Source organism: Caballeronia novacaledonica, from assembly GCF_900258035.1.
GTDB classification, from domain to species: domain Bacteria; phylum Pseudomonadota; class Gammaproteobacteria; order Burkholderiales; family Burkholderiaceae; genus Caballeronia; species Caballeronia novacaledonica.
Genome location: NZ_OGTP01000004.1, coordinates 295,876 through 317,868, shown reverse-complemented (window position 1 = coordinate 317,868; position 21,993 = coordinate 295,876). Strand labels below are relative to the sequence as shown.

Here is a 21,993-nt window from a genome sequence, read left to right as displayed (position 1 = left end):
AATTAGACGAGATTTTTGTCGACATTACTCCGATCGGGATCATAAAATCGGGACATCACCGTTAAAGTGCGTCACTCACTCTGCATGCCCCGACACAAGACCGAGAATCTCCCCGACCTTACCGCGCTGCTGACGCCGAAAAATCCGTTGATGCTCGCTGTCGAGCGCGCCGTGCTGCGCGGCCAGGACTGGGCTTACGCTTCCGCGCCGATTGCCGAGCAGATCGCAGCGCGGCTTGCCGGCGTAATCACACTCGACCTGCTGAAGGCAGGCCAGCGCCTGCTCGAGAAGGACATCAGCGAAGTGCTGCACGTGAGCCGCGCACCGGTGCGCGAAGCGCTTCGCATCCTGGAGCGCGATCGTCTGGTCGAATTTCAGGCACGACGTGGCGCGATCGTCACCGAGCCGGACGAGAAAGAGCTTCGCGACATCTTTCGCGTGCGCAGCGTGCTTTACTTGACGATGCTGGAACAGGTCGCCGAGGAGAGCCCCGAGGCATTGGAGACGCTGTTGGCCGATCGGCTACCGAGACTAGTCAAAGCGGCCGATGAATCGCCGGACGCCTATGCGGTCGAGAGCTTTCTTTTAAATTTCGCGACGGTGGATCTGTGCGGCAATCGACTGCTCGTCGATTTGCTGCAATCCATTTCTCTCAGAACGCTGCGCTATCTGCGGCTAAGCATGGTGGCTCAACCTCAGTCCATCCGCCTCTCGCTCAAGCGCTGGCGCGCCTTGCATAAGGCCATTGTCGGACGCGACAATAAAACGCTGCTTTCTCTTGCCGCGCAACGTCTCGACGAAGCGCGCGATGCCGCCGTTCAGGCGGTCACGCCCGTCTCCCGCTCCGCGACCAGACGGTCAGGGCGATCCAAACCCGATACCTCGCCCGCTTTGCAGGACTGAAGCCCGCGCGCCGGCGCGACCGGTGCGCCCGCTGTGCATTCATACCAATCCTCAGCTCAAGTCGCGCCAGGCTTCGCCGGCGACATCGCTCATCCCGTGTGCGTGCAAACGTGAGGTCTAACCCCTAATCGTTTAATGTCGACATAAATCAGATCGAGTGATACGCTTTCTCCGAAGAAGTGGTTCAATCACAGGAGGAGACACCCCGATGAATCTCTACACGGCCGAGGATATGCGAGCCGAAACGACCGCCGCCCCACGCGCATCCGCACGAACCTATGCGTGGATCGTATTCGCCCTGATGTTTTGCCTGTTGCTGTCCGACTACATGTCGCGACAGGCACTCAATGCGCTGTTCCCGATTCTGAAAACGCAGTGGAAGTTGTCGGACACGCATCTCGGCACGATCAGCAGCGTCGTTCCGTTCACGGTCGGCCTGCTCACGCTGCCGTTTTCGATTTTCGCGGACCGCTGGGGACGCGTGAAAAGCATCGCGTTGATGGCGGGGTTGTGGAGCGTCGCCACGCTGGGATGCGCTATCGCGAGCACTTATGAAGAAATGCTGGTCGCCCGCTTCTTCGTGGGCGTCGGCGAGGCGGCGTACGGCAGCGTCGGTATTGCGATTCTCGTGAACATCTTTCCGAAGCATATGCGCTCGAGCATCGCTGGCGGCTTCACATCGGCTGCCGCGTTCGGCTCCGTGCTCGGCGTCTCGTTGTCCGGCGTCATCGCGACACAGTTCGGCTGGCGCTGGTCGATGGGCGCGATGGCGATTTTTGGATTTGCACTGCTGGTCGTGTACTGCTGCGTGGTCAGCGAGAAAAGGCTCGCACGCGCTCATCCCGACGATGCCGAGCCGGTCAGTTACGGTTCCGCGAAGATGCCGCTACGCACGCTGATCGCAGCCATTTTTCCGAGTCGATCGGTGTTCTGCGCCTATCTCGGCTGTGCGCTGCAGGTCTTTATCCAGGGAACGCTGTTCGTGTGGTTGCCGAGCTACCTGAACCGTTACTGGGGCATGTCCGTGAGCAAGGCGGCTTTGACGGCGGCGGCCCTCGTCCTCGTCAGCGGACTGGGACAACTCCTGTGCGGCGTGATCACCGATCGCGTATGCGGCGGTTCGTCGATCAAGCGATGGAACATGGCCGCGTCCTATTGCCTTGCGCTGGGTGTGTTGCTCACGATTGCGTTTCGGGTGCCCCAAGGTACGTTTCAGCTCGTGCTGCTCGGCGCAGCGGTGTTCTTTCTTGCAAGTTCATTCGGCACGTGCAGCCCGATCGTCGCGGGAGCAACGTCGCCCGCCATTCACGGTTCCGCTTTCGCGACACTCACACTCTTCAACAATATTCTTGGACTTGCGGCGGGTCCTTTCCTGACCGGCGCGGCAGCCGATGCTTTCGGGCTCAGGGATGCGTTGCACTGGCTTCCGTTACTTGCAGTGTTGCCCCTTTCAGTGTTCATCCTTGGCAGACGCTTTAGCATCGCGGAAGCGAAGCGGGCAGACTGATCCCGTCGACGCTAACACTGACTTGGCTACTTTATCTAGTTAGTTGTACTTTAGTCGTGAAACGATAAATCACAGGCATCGGAGGTAAAGTGGAACGTTCCTTGATGCCGGATCATCGAGTCATAGGACCTCTCAACTTTGATCGAGACATCACCATGAACTTTCTTGATGGCCACCTGTATCCCGAGAACCAACAACCGCTGATTATCACGGCCGCGCCGTATGCGCCTGGCTGGATTCCGGCTGACTTCCCCGAAGACATTCCGATCACGATGGAGGATCAGATTCAGAAGGCCGTCGATTGCTACGAAGCCGGCGCAACGGTCCTGCATCTGCACGTACGCGAAGCGGACGGACGCGGCAGCAAACGGCTGTCCATGTTCAACGAGCTTATTGCCGGCGTGCGCGAACGCGTGCCGGAAATGGTGATTCAGGTCGGCGGTTCGATCAGCTTCGCGCCGGAAGAAGGCCAGGCCGCCAAGTGGCTGAGCGACGATACGCGCCATATGCTCGCCGAACTTGACCCAAAGCCCGATCAGGTGACCGTTACCGTAAACACCACGCAAATGAATGTAACGGAACATGCCGGGCTCGACGACTTTCGGGGCGTGTCGCGCGGATTTCCGCATTTGTACGCGACGTACAAGGACATGATCGTGCCTTCGAACCCGAGCTGGGTCGAGGAACATATCCGTCGGCTCACCGCCGCCGGCATCCAGAGCGAGTTCCAGTGCTACAACATCAATAGCTTCGAGACGATCGAGCGAATGATCCGCCGTGGCCTATACAAGGGTCCTCTCGTGATGAACTGGGTGGCGATCAGCGGCGGCATGGATCAAGCGAATATCTACAATCTCGCCAACTTCCTGCGCGCCGCACCTGACGGCGCGATCATTACTGTCGAGAGCTCGGTGCTAAACGTGTTGCCGATCAACATGATCGGCATGGCACTGGGCTTGCACGTGCGATGCGGAATCGAAGACGTTCTATGGAACCAGACGCGCACGGGAAAGATGAGTTCCGTCGAACAGATCAAGCAACTGGTGCGCATCGCGGGCGAATTCGGCCGTCCAATTGCCACAGCGCGGCAGGCGCGCGAGATCATGAAAATCGGCGTGTTTTACGAAACTGCGGACGAGACGCTTCAGGCTAACGGTTTCGCTCCGAACCGTCAAGGTAGAAACCAGGGCTTCCTGCGAAAGCCAGCTTAGTGTTCACTGCCCCGAGTTCGTGATCGAGTCGACGCTTCGTTGCCGTGCTTTTCAGACGCGTGGTCCTTCAAGACGGCAACCGTTTTGAAGACGACAGAAAGGCGCGACCTATTCTTTTGACAGGTGACGTCCCAAGTTGAAGGGTACCGGCCGCTCGAATGGCGTCCGCTGGCGCCATGTGAACGACAGTTACTGGCCGGTTGCAGAAAATCGAGACATGGCGCTGAGCCCCGCGGCGATGCCACTCGCACTGCCGTACTCGACTCTCTCACGCCATTCGCCGAATGAGAATTTAAACGTCGACTTCCGGCTGCGAAGCCGACACTGTGCTGGCGGCATGATGGTGCTTTGGTGGGTTAGGCGCTGTCGTGCGTTACCAGACGCCCGCGCAAGCGGCTCCCTTCACGGTCACGTCGCCCGAGCCACTGCGCTGCCTCCCCCACTATGCCGCGCCGGAACAGCAGCACGCTAGCGACAAACATCACCCCAGTCACAATACTGACGGATTCGCCCAGCCCCTGAAACCACGCGATATGCGTGACCTCCGCGAGCCAAGTGCCTAACCCGGCGAGCTTCGTCTCCAGCCCGACGACGATCACTGCGCCGACTGCCGGTCCGAGGCGCGTGCCGAGACCGCCGAGCAGCGTCATGAGGATCACGGTGCCCGACATCGTCCAGTGCACGTCGGATAGCGTGGCGAAACCGAGCACGAGTGTCTTCATCGCGCCTGCGAGTCCCGCGCATGCAGCCGATATGACGAACGCCAGCAGCTTGAAGCGATCGACGTCGTAGCCGAGCGAAATCGTGCGCGCCTCGTTCTCCTTCAACGCGCCGAGGATCCGGCCGAACGGCGAATCGATCACGCGGCCGATGACAGCGAACGCCATCGCACCGAGGGCCAGCACGACGTAGTAGAGCGTCAGGTCGTCGTCGAGCGGGAGCACGCCGAACAGCCGCCCGCGCGGCACGCCCTGCATGCCGTCCTCGCCGCCCGTGAACGGCGCCTGCACGCAGAAGAAATAGATCATCTGGGCGAGCGCGAGCGTGACCATCGCGAAGTAGATGCCTTTGCGGCGAATCGCGAGCAAGCCCATTACCAAGCCGAGGGCCGCCCCGACGCACGCGCCGAGCAGCAACGCGGCTTCGGGCGGCAAGCCGTGATCGTGCAACGCGCTGCCCGCGACGTATGCCGCCACGCCGAAGAACGCCGCATGACCGAACGAGAGCAGGCCGACATGGCCGAGCAGCAGGTTCAGCGAGGTGGCGAACAGCGCGAAGCACATCAGCTTCATCATGAAGACCGGATACGCGCCGAGCCATGGCCCGGCGGCGAGGACGGCCAATGCGACGACGAATGCAAAGCGGTTATGCATGAGACACCTCATTTCGATTGACCGAACAGCCCGGCGGGACGCACGAGCAGAACCAGCGCCATGACGGCGAACACCACGGTCGCCGACGCCTCCGGATAGAACAGCTTCGTCAGGCTTTCGAGGATGCCGAGCGTGAGACTCGTGAGCACCGATCCGGCGATCGAGCCCATCCCGCCGATCACGACGATGGCGAACACGGTGATGATCACGCCCTGCCCCATCACCGGGGACACCTGCATGACCGGTGCAGCCAGCACGCCCGCGAACGCGGCGATCGCTACGCCGAAGCCGTAACTCAGCGACACCATGCGCGGGACATCGACGCCGAATGCAGCGACGAGGCGAGGATTCTCGGTCGCCGCGCGCAACAGCGCGCCGAGCTGCGTGCGCTCGATCGCCCACCACGCCGCACCGCACACGGCAAGCGACGCGACGACAACCCATGCGCGATACGCGGGCAGCATCATGAAACCGAGATCGACGGCGCGCGCGAGACTGTCTGGCGCGGCGTACGACATTCCAGAGACGCCGTAGACGGAACGCGACAGCCCCTCGAAGATCAGAGTGACGCCGAGCGTGAGCAACAGTCCGTAAAGATGATCGAGCTTGTACAGATGCCGCAGCATCGAACGCTCGACCAGCACGCCGAGCGCACCCACCGCCAGCGGCGAGATGACGAGCATCAGCCAGTAATCGAAGCCGAAATAGTTCGTGCCCATCCAGGCGAACAGCGCGCCGAGCATGAAGAACGCGCCGTGCGTGAAGTTGATCACGTTCAAGAGGCCGAAAATGAGCGACAGGCCGAGACTCAGCACCGCATAGAAGCAACCGTTCATCAGACCGAGCACGAGCTGGCCCGATACCGCCTGCAGCGGCATACCAAGGATTTCCATGACGTTCGCTCCGGTCAGATGTTGAGCAGCGCTTGCAGCGTGGCCGCTTTTTGAGGAAGACGGGCCGACTCGAAAGCATCGACGATGCGTCCGTACTCCATCACATAGAAGCGATCGGCGAGCGGTGCGGCGAAGCGAAAGTTCTGCTCGACGAGCACAATCGTGAAGCCGCGCGACTTCAGCAGCCTGATGACCCTTGCGAGCGTCTGCACGATCACGGGTGCGAGCCCTTCCGAGATTTCATCGAGCAGAAGCAGGTCGGCGCCGGTGCGAAGAATGCGCGCGATCGCAAGCATCTGCTGCTCGCCACCCGACAGACGCGTGCCCTGACTCGCGCGACGCTCGGCCAGGTTCGGAAACAGCGCGTAGATTTCCTCGAGCGACATCGGCGTGCCTTCCGCATTCGGCAGACGCGGCGGCAGCAACAGATTCTCCTCGCACGAAAGTCCCGCGAAGATGCCCCGTTCCTCCGGGCAATAGCCGACGCCGAGACGCGCTACGCCCTGCGGCTCCTGGCCGATCGTCTCGCGGCCACCGATCCGGATCGAGCCGCTACGGGCATCGGTCAAGCCCATGATCGCCTTCAGCGTCGTGCTGCGGCCCGAGCCATTGCGCCCGAGCAGCGTGACCACCTCGCCGCGCGCCGCACGCAGTTCCACGCCGTGCAGGATGTGCGATTCGCCGTACCACGCTTCGAGGCCCGTGACGCGCAGCGCGTCTTCGCATATCACAGTGTCGACGCCGGCGTCATCCCGCGTTTCAATGTGCAAGCGATTCATTTTCGGTCCCCATGTACGCTTCCTTCACTTGCGGGTTCGCGGCGACGGCGGCGTAATCGCCTTCCGCCAGAATCTCGCCACGTTGAAGCACCGTGATCGTGTCCGCGATGCTCGACACCATCTTCATGTTGTGCTCGACCATCAAAATGGTCCTTCCCTTCGATACTTTCGCGATGAGCGCCGTCACGCGATCGACGTCCTCGTGACCCATGCCCTGCGTCGGTTCGTCGAGCAGCATCAAAACTGGATCCATCGCGAGTGTCGTGGCGATTTCGAGCGCGCGCTTGTGGCCGTATGACAGTTCGACGGTCTTTACATCGGCGTAGGCGGCGAGGCCCACCTCGCCGAGCAAGTCGAGCGCGCGCTCTCGCAAGCGCGTCAGCATCGCACTGCTTTTCCAGAAGCGGAACGACACCCCGAGCGGCCGTTGCAAGGCGATGGCCACGTTCTCGACGGGCGTCAGATGCGGAAAGACAGCAGATATCTGGAACGAGCGGATCACGCCCTTGCGGGCGATCGCCGCGGGCGCTGCGCGCGTGATCTCATGGCCGTCGAAAAAGATCTGCCCCGAAGTCGGCGTCAGGAACTTCGTCAACAGGTTGAAGCACGTGGTCTTGCCCGCGCCGTTCGGCCCGATCAGCGCGTGTATCGTGCCCCGCCGCACGCGAAGATCGATGTCCTTGACGGCCGTGAAGCCGTTGAACTGCCTGGTTAAACCCTTTGTTTCCAAAATCATGTCCGCATGCGTCATCGCGCTCTCCTCAGCCGAGCACCGGCAGCGTCTCGATCTCATATGCGTGCCGCAGCGCGCGCCCGAGCACCGGGTCCTCGAGCACAGTCTCGAAGCGCCGCGCCGGACGAATCCCGCCGATGGCCGCCAGCGTGCCGCAGAGCATCGCGGTGCCGTCAACAAACTCGCCGCCGCGTTGTGCGAACTGGTCGAGCAAGTCCCGCGGCGAGCGCATCGCGGTCACCTCGCCTTCCTGATAGAGCACGCGCTCGCCACCGATCGTCGCGTACGAGCGCAACAGCAACGCGTCCCAGTGACCGGCCACGTCGCTCAAGCGCCATAGTGTGTTCGAGCACGGCTTGTCGCACATCTGCTTCGACACGGTGATGCCATAGGCTTCGACCTGCCGGTCCGTGTGATCCGAGGCAACGCCGACAAACACTTCGCCGCCGTCCTTCACAAGCACGAATTCCGCTTCGCCGCTGCTCTCCTCGCCCGTCACCTGCATCATCGATGCGGGGCCGAAGCGGTCGGCCGCGACGCGATAGAACACTGGCGTATAAGCGGGCCGTTTGATGCCCAGTTCTTCCAGTTCGCGAATATGCTTCTCCATCGCTTCCGTGTCGCGTCCGGTCCAGCCCGCGATGACGAGCGTGTCGATTGAAATGGGGCGCTCGACGCTGCCGTCGCGCGTTTCGATGTTGAATGTGATGGCCTTCATCAGTAGCTCCTCATTGTCCCGCGGCGACTTTTCCCGCACCGAGCGGGCAATGGCCAGCGCCGAGCGGCGCATAAGCGTCCTGTGCTGAAATGGTCTGCCTGATCGCGTAGTAATCCCAGGGCTTCTTCGATTGCTCCGGGCTCTTGACCTCGGCGATGTACATGTCGTGCACCATGAGTCCGTCCGCGCGAATCACGCCGTGGGTCGCGAAGAAGTCGTTGACGGGCGTCTTGCGCATCTGCGCGAGCACGGCATCGGATGCATCGGTGCCGCTCGCCTGCACGGCCTTCAGGTAATGCATCGTCGATGAATAGACGCCCGCCTGGATGAAGGTCGGCATGCGGCCGGTCTTTGCGAAGAAGCGCTGCGACCATGCACGGCTCGCATCGTCGCGGTCCCAGTAGAACGGCGTCGTCAGCATCATGCCCTGCGCGGACTTGAGGCCGAGGCTGTGAACGTCGCTGATGAACATTTGCAGGCCGGCGATCTTCTGCTTGCCCGGCGCGTTGATACCGAACTCGCGCGCGGTCTTGATCGCATTGACGGTATCGGCGCCCGCGTTGGCGAGGCCGATCACCTTCGCGTGCGAGGCCTGCGCCTGCAGCAGAATCGAGGAGAGGTCCGCCGCATGCATCGGATGCTTCGATTCGCCGAGCACCTTTCCGCCCGCCGCGTTCAGCGCAGCGGCCGAATCGCTCTTCAGCGACGCGCCGAGCGCATAGTCGACGGTCAGGAAGTACCAGGAGTTGTCGCCGGCGCGCGCCATCGCCTTGACGAGGCTTGTCGTCAGCGCGTAAGTGTCGTATGAGTACTGGATCGTGTACGGCGAGCACGCCTCGTTGCTGAGCTTCGTCGTGCCCGCGCCGCTCGCGATCGCGATCTTGTGCTTCTCCTTCGCCAAGTTCGACACGGCAAGCGCAACCGACGACGGCAACAGGTCCTGCACCATGTCGACCTGTTGATTGTCGAACCATTCCCGCGCGACGGTCGCGGCGACATCGGTCTTGTTCTGGTGATCCGCGCTGATCACCTTGACGGGCGAGCCGAGCACCTGGCCGCCGAAATCGTCGACGGCCATCTGCGCCGCCACGACCGAGCCTTTCCCGCCGATATCGGAAAAGATCGACGACATGTCGGTGAGCACGCCGATCTTCACCGCGCCGTCGCTGATGCCGGCCGCATTCGCCGTCATCGCGGCCGCGGCGCACATGGCGGTGCACGCGAGTTGTCTGTACATGGAAGTCTCCTGATATGTATTTGCGACGAACGCCGCATCATTGCGGACGCACGACAGCCTCGACACCGATGCCGATCGCGAGCAACTGGCGATCGTTCATGTGCCGGCCCATCAACATCAGTCCCACGGGTGCGTCGCCGTTCGCGTGACACGGAATCGATACCGAGCAAAGATCGAGCATGTTGGCGATCGACGGATTGCGCAGCAGCAGGCGATTCGTCGACGTGTACGCGGCCTCCTCGTCGAGGTCCGCGATACGCGGCGCGACGATCGGCACTGTCGGGCAGACGATGGTGTCGAAGGGACGCAACTCCTCGTCGGCCTGACGGCATAGCTGCGCACGCAGCGCCCGATTGCGCAGGTACTCGGCGGTGCTGTGCTCGCTGCCGAGCCGGATGCGGGCGATCACACGCGGGTCGTACTCATCGGCATGACGCTTGATCAGTCCGACGTGCCACGCCCATGCTTCAGCCGCGACGAGGCCGCCATGCTGGCCGATCGCCGCAAGGTGCCGCCAGCTGTCGAACGAGACTTCGCGCACGATCGCGCCCGCCGCCGTCAGACGCGCAATCGCACGCTCGAACGCGGCGACGACGTGCGCGTCCATGTCGTCGAGCACGATGTGCGTGGGCAGCGCAAGCCGCAGCCCGCTCAACGGCAGCGGCAGGATCGCCGCGGGTTCCGTATCGCCTGCCATGATCGAATCGAGCGCGGCGCAGCACGCGACGCCTGGCGCAATGGAACCGATCGAGTCATAGCTCGACGACAACGGCACCGCGCCTTCGAGCGGAATGCGCGCGGCTGTCGGCTTGAAGCCCGCGAGTCCGCACAACGCTGCGGGAATCCGGCACGAGCCGCCTGTATCCGAACCGATCGCGGCCGCAGCCATGCCATCGGTCACCGACACGGCCGCGCCCGACGACGATCCGCCGGGAATCCGCGCGGCGTCTCTGTCGAAGGGATTCGCGGGCGTGCCGTATTGCGGATTGATGCCGAGGCCCGAGTACGCGAACTCGGTCATGTTGGTGCGCCCGACGAACACCGCGCCCGCCGCACGCAATCTGCCGATCGCGACGGCGTCACGCGTGGCGGCCTGCTCGGAAAGGACCCGGCTGCCGGCGCGCGTGATCTCGCCCTGTACGTCGAAGAGATCCTTCACCGACACCGGAATGCCCGAGAGCGGACCCGCGACGCCCTGACGGCGCAGCGCATCGCTCGCCGTCGCCTGGGCCGTTGCCGCGGCACTCACGCCGTGCGGGAAGACGCGCTTGCCTTCGCCCGAGTCATCGCCGATTCGTTCGACGCACGACGCGAGAAGCGACGCGGCATCGAGACGGCCATCGGCGAGTTGGGCACGCAATGAACCGAGAGCGGGCAGCATGATCAGGCCGGATCGTAGTAGTGAACTTCGAGCAGCACGCAGCCGCCGCTCGACTTGAACGGACCATGCCAGACGCCCGGCGGACGCACCGCGTACGTGTAGCCCTCGAAGGGCCTGCCGCCCTCGCCTTTCTCGTCATTGCCGACGGTCAGATCGCCTTCGACGAGAAACACTTCCTCCCAGTAGTCGTGGACGAACGGCTTGGTCGTGTGCATGCCGGCGGGAAGGCGCAGCAATCGCGTGCGGCTGCCGCGCTTGTTGCCGGTATCGAGCGCGCCGGAGAGGATCAATTCCTGTGCGCCGGAGCCGGGCGCATAGCCTTCCGGCAACTGCCAGCCTTCGGCCATGTCGAGTCCATGAAACTCGTCGTGAAGTTTGTTGATAGCCATGTGCTTCTCCTGTGGGGAATCGGTGATTGCGTCGAATCGGTCTCAGGCGGCCTGGCGCGTCTTCGCCAGTTCCGAATCAAGCGAATAGCTCGACAACATGTTGTCGACGAGACCGGTCGCGCGGCGCCAGTCGTAGCTGCGATACGCATGACCCTTGGTCACGAACGACGCGCCCGCGTAGAACAACTCATACTGGTTATGACGCGAGGCGAACTCCGAGCCGACCGCGTCCCACGCGAGCTTGAAGAACTTCACGCGTTCTTCCGCACTGCAGATACGCGACTTCTGCGTCTTCTCGATGATGCGTGCGAGGTCCGGGTTCTCGAAGTCGTGCACGCTCGAAGGCAGCATGATCATTCCGCCGCCCGCGAGCTCGCGCAGCGCCGTGAGGATCTTCGAATAGAGCTGTTGAGTGAGCACCTGCGAGCTGTACAGCATGTTGCGGTCGGGCACGTAATAACCGTTGACCACGCTGCCCTTCGCTTCCATGCCGTACACATAGGCTTCGACCATCGACGCTTCCGATGCGAGCTGGCCCAGCGTCTCGCGCACTTGCGGAAACGCGTTCGTGCCGTTGACTTCTGAAATCCTGAGACCGAGCCCGACGAGAAAACGCAGCTTCGTCATCAGGCGCACCTGACACTGATAGTTCTGATAGACGTGCGCGGGCGTCACATGAAACTGTTTCGCGCACATCGACACATCGCCCGCGACGAAGATCCGCTCCCACGGCACCTTGACGTCGTCGAAGTACAGCACCGCGTCGTTCTCGTCGTAACGGCTCGACAGCGGGTTGTCGAACACCGATTGCGCGTGCTCCTCGTACGACTTGCGTGACATCACCTTCATGCCCTTCGCGTTCATCTGGATCGCGAACGACAGCGCGTACATCTCGTCGCCTTCGCGCAGCGGCTGAATGCAACTGCAGAAGACTTCGTTCGCCATGATGCCGCTCGTCGCGAGCATCTTCGCGCCGCGCACGGTGATGCCTTCCGCATCCTGATCGACGATCCCGACCGCCAGATACTTGTCCTCCTGCTCGTGCGCCGACTTCGACTGATTCGCCTGCGGATTGACGATCACGTAGGTCAGGAAGAGATCGTTGTCGCGGGCGTACTTGTAGTAGTCGCGCAACGCGCCGGCGCGCGCCGGGTCGTATTGCTCGAACAGGTCGATGCCCATGACCATGCCCGAGATGCACGACGCGACGTGATCCGGCGAGCGGCCCATGAAGCCGAAGTGCAGTTCCGTCCACGCTTCGAGCGCGGAACGCCGCTCGACGAGCTGTTCGTAGGACGTAGGCAGTTCCCAGATGCGGCTCACGCGATTGCCCGAATCGGGCGAAACGAAAGTCATCTTCTCGACGTTTTCCGGACGCGCCTGGTAGTCGTACAGATTCGCGTAGCTGCGAATCGAGTTGCGGAACGCGGGATGCGCGGTGACGTCGCCGACCGCTTTTCCGTCGAGATAGACCTGTCGTCCGTCGCGCAATGACGCAATGTGCTGAGTGCCGTTCTTGATCATGATGTTCTCCAGAAATAAGTGGGTTCGTCGTGTCAGGCCGACGCTGCGTGAACGCCGTTGAGCGTGTGATAGCGGCCGCCGAAGAAAATGAGCGGGCGTCCTTGTGAGCGCGTTCGATGACGCATCACCCGGCCGACGAAGATCACGTGATCGCCGCCGTCGTATTGCGCATAGGGCTCGCATTCGAAGGTCGCGAGCGTGTCAGGGAGCAGGACCGGTTCGCCGCACGGGTTCGTGGCGGCGTCGCGCCAGCTCCACTTGTCGCCGTTGGCCTTCGCGAATCGGTTCGACATGTCCTGCTGCGATTCTTCGAGCACGTTGACCGCGTAGCTGCTGGCCGCGCACAGATCGGCGAGGCTCAGACTGCGGCGATCCACCGAAAACAGAATCAGCGGCGGATCGAGCGACACCGAATTGAACGACGCGACCGTCATGCCGATCGGCGCGCCTTCGTGCCTCGGCGCCGTGATGACCGCGACGCCCGTGGCAAACATGGACAATGCGGACCGGAACTGACGCTGCACTTCCGGATCGCCGCACGGCCGTACGATGCTGTCTTTCATCTCGCTCTCCTTCGCGCCGCGTCTCCCGCGTCGCCTTTATCAGACCCATAAAGTATTCTTTTTTAGCTTTGTTCTATAGCTTTTATTACATGACAACAGAGCAAGCTGTTCAAGCTATCGTTTACCCTCGTTAAAAAAGCTTTGTATGAAAGACAACCCTACTCGGCGAATGGGTGTCGGGCTGACGAAGCAAACGTCCGGGCTACACTGTGGCCAACTTCCGTTACGAGAGAACACGGTCAATGACCTCACGCCCCATCTACATGGACTACAGTGCCACGACGCCGGTCGATCCGCGCGTGGCCGAGAAAATGATTCCGTATCTTTACGAGCGCTTCGGCAACCCTGCTTCGCGCAGCCACGCCTACGGCTGGGAAGCGGAAGCGGCAGTGGAGTCAGCGCGCAGGCATGTCGCCGGTCTGCTGCACGCGGACCCGCGCGAAATCGTCTGGACGTCGGGTGCGACCGAAGGAAACAATCTCGCGATCAAGGGCGCGGCCCATTTCTACAAGGGACGAGGCCGCCACATCGTGACGACGAAAACCGAGCACAAGGCAGTGCTCGATACCTGCCGCGAACTGGAGCGGCAAGGGTTCGAGCTCACGTACCTGGATGTCGGACGACACGGGCTGCTCGACATCGGCACGTTACGCGCGGCGCTGCGCGCCGATACGGTCCTCGTCTCCGTCATGATGGTCAATAACGAAACTGGCGTGATACAGCCGATCGCCGAAATCGGCGCGATGTGCCGGCAGAAAGGCATCGTGTTTCATTGCGATGCGGTGCAGGCGGCGGGCAAGATCGAGATCGACGTCGAAGCGCTCGGCGTCGATCTGCTGACGGTGACCGCACACAAGGTCTATGGCCCGAAAGGCATCGGCGCGCTGTATGTGCGACGCAGGCCGCGCGTGCGCATCGAAGCGCAGATGCACGGCGGCGGACACGAACGCGGCATGCGCTCGGGCACGCTGCCGACGCATCAGATCGTCGGCATGGGCGAAGCGTTTCGGCTCGCGAAGGAAGAGATGGAAGTGGAGAGCCGGCGCGTGCGCGCGTTACGCGACGGGCTGCTCGCGGGGCTTCTGGAATTGGACGAGGTCTATGTCAACGGCGACCTGACGCGCCGTATCGCGCATAACCTGAATGTCAGCTTTGCCTTCGTGGAAGGCGAGTCGCTCATCATGGGCATCAGGGGTGTGGCGGTGTCGTCGGGGTCGGCGTGCACGTCGGCTTCGCTCGAACCGTCATACGTGTTGCGCGCGCTCGGACGCAGCGATGAACTGGCGCACAGCTCGATTCGCTTCACGCTCGGGCGCTTCACCACCGAAGCGGAAATTGACGAGGTGATCCGGCAAGTTCAGGAGACCGTGATCAGGTTGCGCGCGCTGAGTCCGCTATGGGACATGCATCTCGAAGGCATCGATCCGAACTCGATTCAATGGGCCGCGCACTAGTCATGCGGTGCGCGACGCGGTCAAGACTTTTCCCGTCGTGCGATCAGATGCGACAGATCAAGCGTCGCGCGATCTCCGTTGGCGACGAGCCTGTCGACGACCGAGCACAGCGCCCTGAATTCGGTCTTCGTCACGCCCTCGAACAGCACGTTATTGATGCGCTGCTGCGTCGCGGCGAGTTCGCGCAGCAGCTTCAGCCCGTTCGATGTCACCGTCAGGCGCATCTTGCGCTTGTCGTGGGGGTCCGACCGCTTGTCGATGTAGCCGAGCTTCTTGAGCTTGCCGGTTTCGATAGTGACGAACGCCCCGCTCAGATGCAGATGATCCGCGAGACGATTCACCGTGACCGACTCGCCGTGCGAGAGATGCGAGACGGAGACGAGCAGCGAATACTGGATGCCGGTCAGCCCGATGAGTGTCCCAAAGCCGTCGCGCACGGACAGGAGCCGTGCCGCGAACGGCAGCAGACCATTGATCAGATGGCGGAATTCGGTGTCCGTCCCGTCGACGAGGCACGCTGGATTGGTAATCGTCAGAGCGGATTCGTCGATCTGTTTCGGCATGACACTCAAACTCCTAGATGCTAATGGTAGTTACCTTTTAAAAATAATTATACGGTAAAGCTTAAAAATGGAGATTTTAGCCATGAACCCTGCAATCTCGAACTCTTCCGTCCGCTCGCTTCTGGAATGCTATATCCGCGCAAAGGACCAGAACCGGCCAGAGTTCATCTTTGATTGCTTCGCCGGCGATGCCGAACTGACGTTTTCGATCGAAACCGATGCAATCGACTTTCCCCGCAGCGTAACCGGCGCGACTGCGATCGCAAAAACACTGGTCGCTGACTTCGGCGATCGGTTCGAACGTTGCCGCACTTATTACGTGTGTACCTCGCCGGAAGTCAATAACGATGGCATCTGCACGATGCCGTGGCTCGTCGCGATGCGACAAAAGGACAACGGTGCCCTGCGGCTCGGCAAGGGTACGTACCGGTGGCGCATCGAGCGCATGCCCGACGGGGCCGACAAAATCGTCGGCTTGCATATTTGCATCGAGCGCATGGATGTGATCGACGATCCGGGCGCCGTGATGCTCAAGACATTACAGGAGTTGCTGATGTATCCGTGGCTTCCACTAACGGAACTGACGCCGCGTATGGAGTCGTTTCTGGCAATGTATCCGGATTCGGCCTTTACAACTTCGTTTGGACGCCATTCCAAACATTGAACGGCAGGCAGGAGGACGGGACGTTGGAAAGCGCTCATCGCGCGCTGCACGCGTTCATGCTTCGTCGGGTACGCTCATACTCGCTCCTCGCAACGATCTTTAGCTGAGAACCAACCGGCACACGCGCATGCTCGATATCGGAGATCTCGAGCATCGAGAGTCCAACGATCCGCTGCCTGGTCTCGGACGTGAAGCGGACTTCTGCGTGCCGCCTCGCGGTCGATCTTGAACGACGGTTCGTGGCCGCTTGAGGCGGTACCACCCGCATTTCGTTCGCTGAAAAACGGCCATTGAATGAGGGCAGATGAGCCCTCGGCCATCCGAACTGGACGACGATCTTGACCGTCCCTTCATGGCCGACCCTGTCTAACATCCATACGTGCACTTCGGCTTTAACGGGCGTTCGCGAGTGTTGCCAAGAATAACCGTGGGGTTCACGCAGACGATCAGAACCGTCTTGCGCGCGCGACTTACGCCTCTGGAGCCCTTCCAGGAAGCTCGCGACTACCTCCCATCTTGGATAGTGAACTACCGGTGGCAAAGGGCGAGCGGGCGCGAATAATGCTAGCTATTGGTTTGCCGATTCGATAGTTCTCCATAGCGCGATAGCTATGTAACGCGTCAGTGACGGCCCCCTTTCGGCACGCCTTAGCGCCAGAAGGCGCTTTCTGCCAGACTGATGCTCACGGGTTATAGCCCGCGTCTTGGGCATTTTCCGTCTAACGAGTGACGAAACCGGACTGGTGCTTTGCTTTCAGATCGGACGAATCGTGTGCCGCCTCAATAGGCTCATGACGCGATTTTCTAGCAGTGTTCGCACGAAAAACGATCGATGCTTCCGCATACATACAATCCGCTGTTGGTCGTTTGCTCGCTTTTCGTGGCCGTTCTCGCTGCGTACACGGCGTTTGATATGACCGGGCGCATTGCCGGCGCCAAAGACCGGACGACCCAGTGGTGGCTTCTCGGCGGCGCGTGCGCGGTGGGGCTGGGAATATGGTCGATGCATTTCGTCGGCATGCTGGCCTTCAATTTGCCGATCCCGCTCGGCTACGACCCCCTGACCACCGTCGCATCGTTGCTCTTAGCATTTGCAGCATCGGCACTCGGGCTATGGCTCGTTCGTCAGGACGTACTGCCGATACCGCGCCTGATCGTCGGCGCGGTGATGATGGGCCTCGCTATCGCCGGTATGCACTACACCGGCATGTCGGCCATGCGAATGCGGCCGGCAATCGATTATGACCCGACGCTGGCGACAATGTCGGTGACGATTGCGATCATCGCGTCTGGCGCCGCGCTCTGGCTCGCGTTTCGCCTGCGGGGCCGCACATCGATGATGCTATTTCGTCGCAGCAGTGCTTCCCTGGTGATGGGCGTTGTCTTCGCGAGCATCCATTACGTTGGAATGGCGGCCGCCCGATTCCCCATAGGCAGTGTGTGTAGCGTAGCCGAAAACGGCGCAAACCATGGCTGGCTTGCGGTGGTGACGATGGTCGTGACGCTGGCCGTCATTGCGATCGCGTTGACGATTTCTTTGTTCGACATACGCATGGAGGCTCAAACCGCCGCGCTGGCGACCTCGCTGGCAACGGCGAACGACAGACTTGCGCATCTTGCACTGCACGACAGCCTGACCGAACTTCCCAATCGCATGCAGTTGGAGAACAGGCTCGAAGAATTGGTTCGAAACGCGATCCATGCCGACGACCGGTTCACGCTCATGTTCTTGGATTTAGACGGTTTCAAGGCGGTCAATGATGCATTTGGTCACCGCGTTGGTGATGAGTTGCTGATCGACGTCGCCACGCGCATCCGCGCGCGTCTACGGCCTCACGAAACAATTGCGCGCGTAGGCGGCGACGAATTCGTGCTGCTGTCTTCCCTCAAAGATGCGGCGGCCGTCGCCGAATTCGCAGAAGCGTTGATCGGAGCGATCCAAAAGCCGTTTCTGGTAGACGGCCACGACGTCGAAATTTCGGTGAGCATTGGCATCGCCATCTTTCCTGACGGTGGTGCGAATCAGGAAGAACTGCTACGCAACGCAGACTTGGCCATGTATCACGCCAAGGCGCTCGGTAGTGGCGGCTATTGCTTCTTCGAAACTTCGATGGAAACGCATTTGTATGAACAGATGCAGATCGCGCATGAGTTGCATTCGGCACTGCAACGAGGCGAAATGATCCTTCATTACCAGCCTAAGTTTAGGGCTCCGAGTGGGCCATCCGTTGGAGCGGAGGCCCTTTTACGCTGGGATCATCCGGTTCGGGGGCTCATGCCCCCGGAGCGATTCATTCCGATTGCGGAGAAGACCGGGCTAATCGTGCCAATCGGCGCCTGGGTGCTGGACGAGAGTTGCCGACAGTTGAAGGCTTGGCACGATTTGGGTCACACCGACTGGAGTATGGCTGTCAATCTGTCGCCCATACAGTTCGCCCATGAGGGTCTTACTCAGGCGGTGCGGGACGCGTTGCATCGGCACGGCCTGCCAGCAAAATGCCTGATCCTGGAGGTAACCGAATCGACTGCAATGCGCGATGTCGACTTCAGTTTGATGGTTCTTCGAAAATTGCGCCGAACCGGCGTGCAGATCGCGATCGACGACTTCGGCACCGGCTATTCGAGCTTGCTCTATCTCAAACGCCTGCCTGCGACCGAGCTCAAAATCGATCGTGGGTTCGTGCGCGACCTTGCCGACGGCACGGAGGACGCGGCGATCATTTCATCCATCGTAGCTTTGGGGAGGGCACTCAATCTGCGGATCGTTGCCGAAGGCGTTGAGACCGCCGCGCAACAAATGTATCTGACCCGGCTGGGCTGCGACACGTTGCAGGGCTTCCTGCTCGGCAGACCGGTGATCGCAGATGCGTTCCTTGCGGCAGTTATTTCCTCTGAGTAGCTTCGGATCAAAGTTCGTGCGATGAAAAAAATCTCCTGACTGTCTTGATACCCGACCAAGAAATCCGCGAGCCGCCGATCCCCGTCGTACTGAACATACTCAGCGCGCTCGCAAAAAGAGCGGATAGTCGGGTCCGTCTAAATGCGAACCTACAAATCCAACTCACACGTCGATATAGCGTCAGCCTTCGGTTCATCTTCGGACTGAACGTATCGATCCGATGCGAGCCACGCGGCCGGACGATGCTGATCGGCTCCAGAGGCTTTTTAGCTTGTTCCATGGGACCAGATACTTAAGTCAGTGACTCGGAGTCAAGAATACGAGTTGACAAAGTTAATGCGGAATTATGCGAATTTACGATTCTATTTAGTTCGGATCGCGAATAAATGTGTTCACTCGGCGATCGAAAGATCCAAGGGTCCGTTCCCGCCTGGACTTTCCGGGTTGACAGACTTATTTTGATTTACGTTAAGGGCGCGAGACGTATCAGGGTCGCTTTCAACTTGAGTAAGACAGGGTGTTGTCCGTCGGCTACAGATGTATTGCTGTCGCTCAAACGGCAGCAATCTCCGATCAACACCTGACCGCTCGTGGCCGATCTCGGCGTTGACACGTTCTGGCTATCCGCAGCCCTGCTTGCGCTGTAGGGACGACTTCGTTTCGCAGCCACGCTTCGACGGCACGGTCACGCTCGCGGAGCGCGCGAAGCGCGTCTCTCAGCACTTCGCTGTCAGACGCGTAATCGCCGCTTGCGACGTTTGTGCGCACAAACTCGGCCATCTCGTTGGGTAAAGTGATGCTCATTTGCTGGGTCGTTCTCATGCCAGCCTCCGGTAAGTAGGATTTAATCCTTCTCCTTTCCTCTCTCGCGTGCAACGATCCCTGCGGGCCTGGACTCCCTACTTACCCAATCTCACACTGCCCGCTTGAAAACGGGGACAAGTAGATTTATGTAAAAAAATCGGCCTTGTCCGACACCGAAAAAGAAGGAAGCCGGCCGATTGAATTCAGCTCAGCCGGCTTATATATCGAAGCGACTAGGCCTGCAAGAGCGCCGTGGTCGTCGCTTGTCGGCGGAAGTCCGACTCAGCCCTGGAACTCGACGCCGGATGCTCGCATCCAAAAAGCGGCGGCCACCTGAACAACCGAACTACCTGGTGACGACTGGCGCCCCTGCGAGTTCAAAGAACAAATCGAGCCACCCAGATGCTGGGTCGCAGCCGAGATCTCGACCGCGATGCACAGTTGCGACGCGACTGCATTCCGACGCCGCTGCCGCGCACGTGGGTGGTGGGCACTCGCCACATCTATTGGCTCGGCAGTGAAGCCAAGACGTTGGAATGGCCGGAACGCCGGGGGCACCCGAAAACCAGTTGCGGCGTGGAGGACGCCTCAGTTGTCGGCACGCCGTGCTGGATATCGAAACGTCGAGGGAACGCCCGTGGCAGGCGCGCTGTCGGCGCGCGCATTTCCCTGCTGAGCGGCCATGCTTCGAACGATGATAAGGACAACTGCGAGCGCGATCAGCATAACGGCGACCAACAGGCCCGTCACCATAGCGAACAGATACCCATAGATCCTCCCGGCCGCGCGCGCCTCGAGTTGTGTCGCACTGCGGCCCTGCTCCTCGAGCAAGTCCAGATCTGCCTCGATCACCTCGCCTTCCACGTTTGCCGCACCGGCCAGCAGTGCCAGCGCTTCATGCTCGCGGCTCTGCACAGCGAGGGTGCGCACCTGACGATCCAGCTCGAGGTAATGCGCGATGCGCGCCGTTAGATCGTCAAATACGGGGTTGCGCCCGATTCGCTCGTTCTCTTCCTTCCAGGCTTGAGCCGCGCGCCGGATATGAGAGAGCAACGCGTCGGCCCGCTCGGCGGCGACAGACAGATCCGTCTCGCAGTGCGTCGCGAGACGGAATTCTGCAAGACGCACGCCCCTGAGATCAGCGCGCATCTCGAGGGTCGCGCGTACAGCAGGCAGCCAGGTCTCGCGCCACGCCGCCACATGCACGATTTCGTCCTGCACCATCAACAGGCAGCAGATGCCGAGTCCACATAGAAATGTCAGGAGCGCCGCAAAGGCGATGAGAAACTGCATCACGGGTTTGCGTCTATTCATCGCACTCTCCTTGCACACGAAGCTGAAACGCGCCGCGTAAAACGGCTAGTTGCCGATGAGGGTCGCGCATCATGGGCCGTCCCCCAGGGTAACGGTCCTGCACCGCATAGTGTTGCGGCCAGACGTGGACAAAGTCGCCTAGCCGAAGATCGGTCTGGTCCCTTCGCCGGAAGCGAGTCGGAACCTTGTTGGGACGCTGTTTGATCGAACGATGTAACGCCTGACTCACACGCAAAGGAGTGCCTCCGTCTTGTTTTTACCCACGCTGCGGCCGCGACCGCGGGGTGCTTTCGGGTTCGGAAGCCTCCGCGTTCGCTTCCGGAGATCAGCCTCGGGCCCATTAGGTAGTTAGACAGAGGGATCAGAATAGGTACACGGACCCTGCCCCACACCGGTCGGGCCAAATCAACGCAAGTTCCTTTCCGTCCCGGACGATCTGGTCGGGATGCACGCCGATCTCGATGTAAAGACCGTCGATGCTGGCCATCTTCTCGACGGTCGTCGACCGCGTGAGGCGCGGCGCGCACTCGCGTTCAAAGAAGCAGTGCACCGTTTCGCGGAGGGTCCGACGGTCTTCGCGGGACACGGTGCGGTTCAACTGAGCGACGAGTTCCCTAGATTTGACGCGACAGCCGGCGCTGGAAAAAAACTGCGTCGCAAGGTCGTGGTCATGATGGACCACCCGGCAAGGGAAGGCGCCTACCCGGTTTGGGGGGAAAGGTCCAACCACTCCCCGCCCCGTCACGAAACAAAAAACGCGCCCGGGATAACCCGCCCTCCCCGTTTCGGGGAGGCGTGTGCCTACCACCCCCCCTTTAGCTTACGAACCACGGTCACGCCGTATTTCGTTCCACGTGAACAGACAGCGCTGCTTCGAGGCAATGATCTCGCGGCGTCTGCCGCTCGCGCGGGTCAATGACGCGCCCGATGAACTGCGCAGGGCGGCGTGGCGCGCTCCGTGATCGTTGCAGACTACTGAGCCAAAACATCGCGCACGGGCGCCTCGGAGCAGCCGCTCTGTCCAGTTAAAGGCACTCGCGCGCTGGATGCTTCGCCTTCTTCCCACCCCAGCAGGCCCCAAAAA

At 61.0% G+C, this 21,993-nt stretch carries 20 protein-coding genes; 6 read left to right on the top strand and 14 right to left on the bottom strand.

Annotation, left to right across the window (positions count from 1 at the left end):
* The first annotated feature begins 84 nt into the window (after positions 1-84).
* The 3 genes from NOV72_RS09450 (at position 85) to NOV72_RS09440 (ending at position 3,621) form a co-directional block, all read left to right on the top strand.
* Positions 85-903 carry a GntR family transcriptional regulator gene (locus NOV72_RS09450; protein ID WP_106854314.1) on the top strand — a complete coding sequence of 273 codons (819 nt, stop codon included), beginning with the start codon at positions 85-87 and terminating at the stop codon, positions 901-903.
* Between the two features lie 208 nt (positions 904-1,111).
* On the top strand, positions 1,112-2,410 hold the full coding sequence (locus NOV72_RS09445) for an MFS transporter (RefSeq protein WP_342753376.1): 1,299 nt from the start codon (positions 1,112-1,114) through the stop codon (positions 2,408-2,410).
* 155 nt (positions 2,411-2,565) lie between these two features.
* The gene (locus NOV72_RS09440; protein WP_106854313.1) at positions 2,566-3,621 is read left to right on the top strand and encodes a beta-keto acid cleavage family enzyme; all 1,056 of its coding nucleotides are present in this window, start codon (positions 2,566-2,568) and stop codon (positions 3,619-3,621) included.
* A gap of 356 nt (positions 3,622-3,977) precedes the next feature.
* Here NOV72_RS09440 and NOV72_RS09435 read toward each other — a convergent pair whose 3' ends face one another.
* Genes NOV72_RS09435 through NOV72_RS09390 form a run of 10 tightly spaced genes read right to left on the bottom strand, consistent with a single transcriptional unit; the run spans position 3,978 to position 13,211 of the window.
* Complete coding sequence (locus tag NOV72_RS09435) at positions 3,978-4,994, bottom strand: branched-chain amino acid ABC transporter permease (RefSeq protein ID WP_106854312.1); 1,017 nt, start codon at positions 4,992-4,994, stop codon at positions 3,978-3,980.
* A gap of 8 nt (positions 4,995-5,002) precedes the next feature.
* Positions 5,003-5,887, bottom strand: coding sequence for a branched-chain amino acid ABC transporter permease (locus NOV72_RS09430; RefSeq protein WP_106854311.1), 885 nt, complete (start codon positions 5,885-5,887; stop codon positions 5,003-5,005).
* A 14-nt stretch (positions 5,888-5,901) separates the two neighbouring features.
* Positions 5,902-6,666 carry an ABC transporter ATP-binding protein gene (locus NOV72_RS09425; protein ID WP_106854310.1) on the bottom strand — a complete coding sequence of 255 codons (765 nt, stop codon included), beginning with the start codon at positions 6,664-6,666 and terminating at the stop codon, positions 5,902-5,904.
* Positions 6,647-7,417: an ABC transporter ATP-binding protein gene (locus tag NOV72_RS09420; RefSeq protein WP_106854309.1), complete on the bottom strand. Its 771-nt coding sequence runs from the start codon at positions 7,415-7,417 to the stop codon at positions 6,647-6,649. Before NOV72_RS09420 ends, NOV72_RS09425 begins: the two co-directional genes overlap by 20 nt.
* A 10-nt stretch (positions 7,418-7,427) precedes the next feature.
* Positions 7,428-8,117 (bottom strand): DUF2848 domain-containing protein, encoded by a 690-nt coding sequence (locus NOV72_RS09415; protein ID WP_106854308.1) that lies wholly within the window; start codon positions 8,115-8,117, stop codon positions 7,428-7,430.
* A 10-nt stretch (positions 8,118-8,127) separates the two neighbouring features.
* On the bottom strand, positions 8,128-9,354 hold the full coding sequence (locus NOV72_RS09410; protein ID WP_106854307.1) for an ABC transporter substrate-binding protein: 1,227 nt from the start codon (positions 9,352-9,354) through the stop codon (positions 8,128-8,130).
* Between the two features lie 37 nt (positions 9,355-9,391).
* Positions 9,392-10,735 carry an amidase gene (locus NOV72_RS09405; protein WP_106854306.1) on the bottom strand — a complete coding sequence of 448 codons (1,344 nt, stop codon included), beginning with the start codon at positions 10,733-10,735 and terminating at the stop codon, positions 9,392-9,394.
* A gap of 2 nt (positions 10,736-10,737) precedes the next feature.
* On the bottom strand, positions 10,738-11,124 hold the full coding sequence (locus tag NOV72_RS09400) for a cupin (RefSeq protein ID WP_106854305.1): 387 nt from the start codon (positions 11,122-11,124) through the stop codon (positions 10,738-10,740).
* A 42-nt stretch (positions 11,125-11,166) separates the two neighbouring features.
* Positions 11,167-12,648, bottom strand: coding sequence for a 4-hydroxyphenylacetate 3-hydroxylase family protein (locus tag NOV72_RS09395; RefSeq protein WP_106854304.1), 1,482 nt, complete (start codon positions 12,646-12,648; stop codon positions 11,167-11,169).
* A 32-nt stretch (positions 12,649-12,680) separates the two neighbouring features.
* Complete coding sequence (locus tag NOV72_RS09390; protein WP_106854303.1) at positions 12,681-13,211, bottom strand: flavin reductase family protein; 531 nt, start codon at positions 13,209-13,211, stop codon at positions 12,681-12,683.
* A gap of 242 nt (positions 13,212-13,453) precedes the next feature.
* On the opposite strand from NOV72_RS09390, the gene NOV72_RS09385 reads away from it, so the two are divergent.
* Complete coding sequence (locus tag NOV72_RS09385) at positions 13,454-14,665, top strand: IscS subfamily cysteine desulfurase (protein ID WP_106854302.1); 1,212 nt, start codon at positions 13,454-13,456, stop codon at positions 14,663-14,665.
* A 20-nt stretch (positions 14,666-14,685) separates the two neighbouring features.
* Here the strand turns inward: NOV72_RS09385 and NOV72_RS09380 are convergent, their stop codons facing one another.
* Positions 14,686-15,228, bottom strand: coding sequence for a MarR family winged helix-turn-helix transcriptional regulator (locus tag NOV72_RS09380; protein WP_106854301.1), 543 nt, complete (start codon positions 15,226-15,228; stop codon positions 14,686-14,688).
* Positions 15,229-15,310: 82 nt separating this feature from the next.
* On the opposite strand from NOV72_RS09380, the gene NOV72_RS09375 reads away from it, so the two are divergent.
* Positions 15,311-15,892 (top strand): nuclear transport factor 2 family protein, encoded by a 582-nt coding sequence (locus NOV72_RS09375; protein ID WP_106854300.1) that lies wholly within the window; start codon positions 15,311-15,313, stop codon positions 15,890-15,892.
* An 832-nt stretch (positions 15,893-16,724) separates the two neighbouring features.
* Entirely contained in the window at positions 16,725-18,791 is a 2,067-nt protein-coding gene (locus tag NOV72_RS09370; RefSeq protein ID WP_106854299.1) for a putative bifunctional diguanylate cyclase/phosphodiesterase, read from the top strand.
* 573 nt (positions 18,792-19,364) lie between these two features.
* Here NOV72_RS09370 and NOV72_RS09365 read toward each other — a convergent pair.
* The 3 genes from NOV72_RS09365 to NOV72_RS32220 all read right to left on the bottom strand — a co-directional run bounded on the left by NOV72_RS09365 (position 19,365) and on the right by NOV72_RS32220 (position 21,507).
* Positions 19,365-19,613 (bottom strand): type II toxin-antitoxin system ParD family antitoxin, encoded by a 249-nt coding sequence (locus NOV72_RS09365; protein ID WP_106854298.1) that lies wholly within the window; start codon positions 19,611-19,613, stop codon positions 19,365-19,367.
* A gap of 570 nt (positions 19,614-20,183) precedes the next feature.
* On the bottom strand, positions 20,184-20,909 hold the full coding sequence (locus NOV72_RS09360) for a hypothetical protein (protein WP_106854297.1): 726 nt from the start codon (positions 20,907-20,909) through the stop codon (positions 20,184-20,186).
* A gap of 361 nt (positions 20,910-21,270) precedes the next feature.
* Positions 21,271-21,507, bottom strand: a complete 237-nt coding sequence (locus NOV72_RS32220) for a hypothetical protein (protein WP_181290939.1) — start codon at positions 21,505-21,507, stop codon at positions 21,271-21,273.
* Between the last annotated feature and the right edge of the window lie 486 nt (positions 21,508-21,993).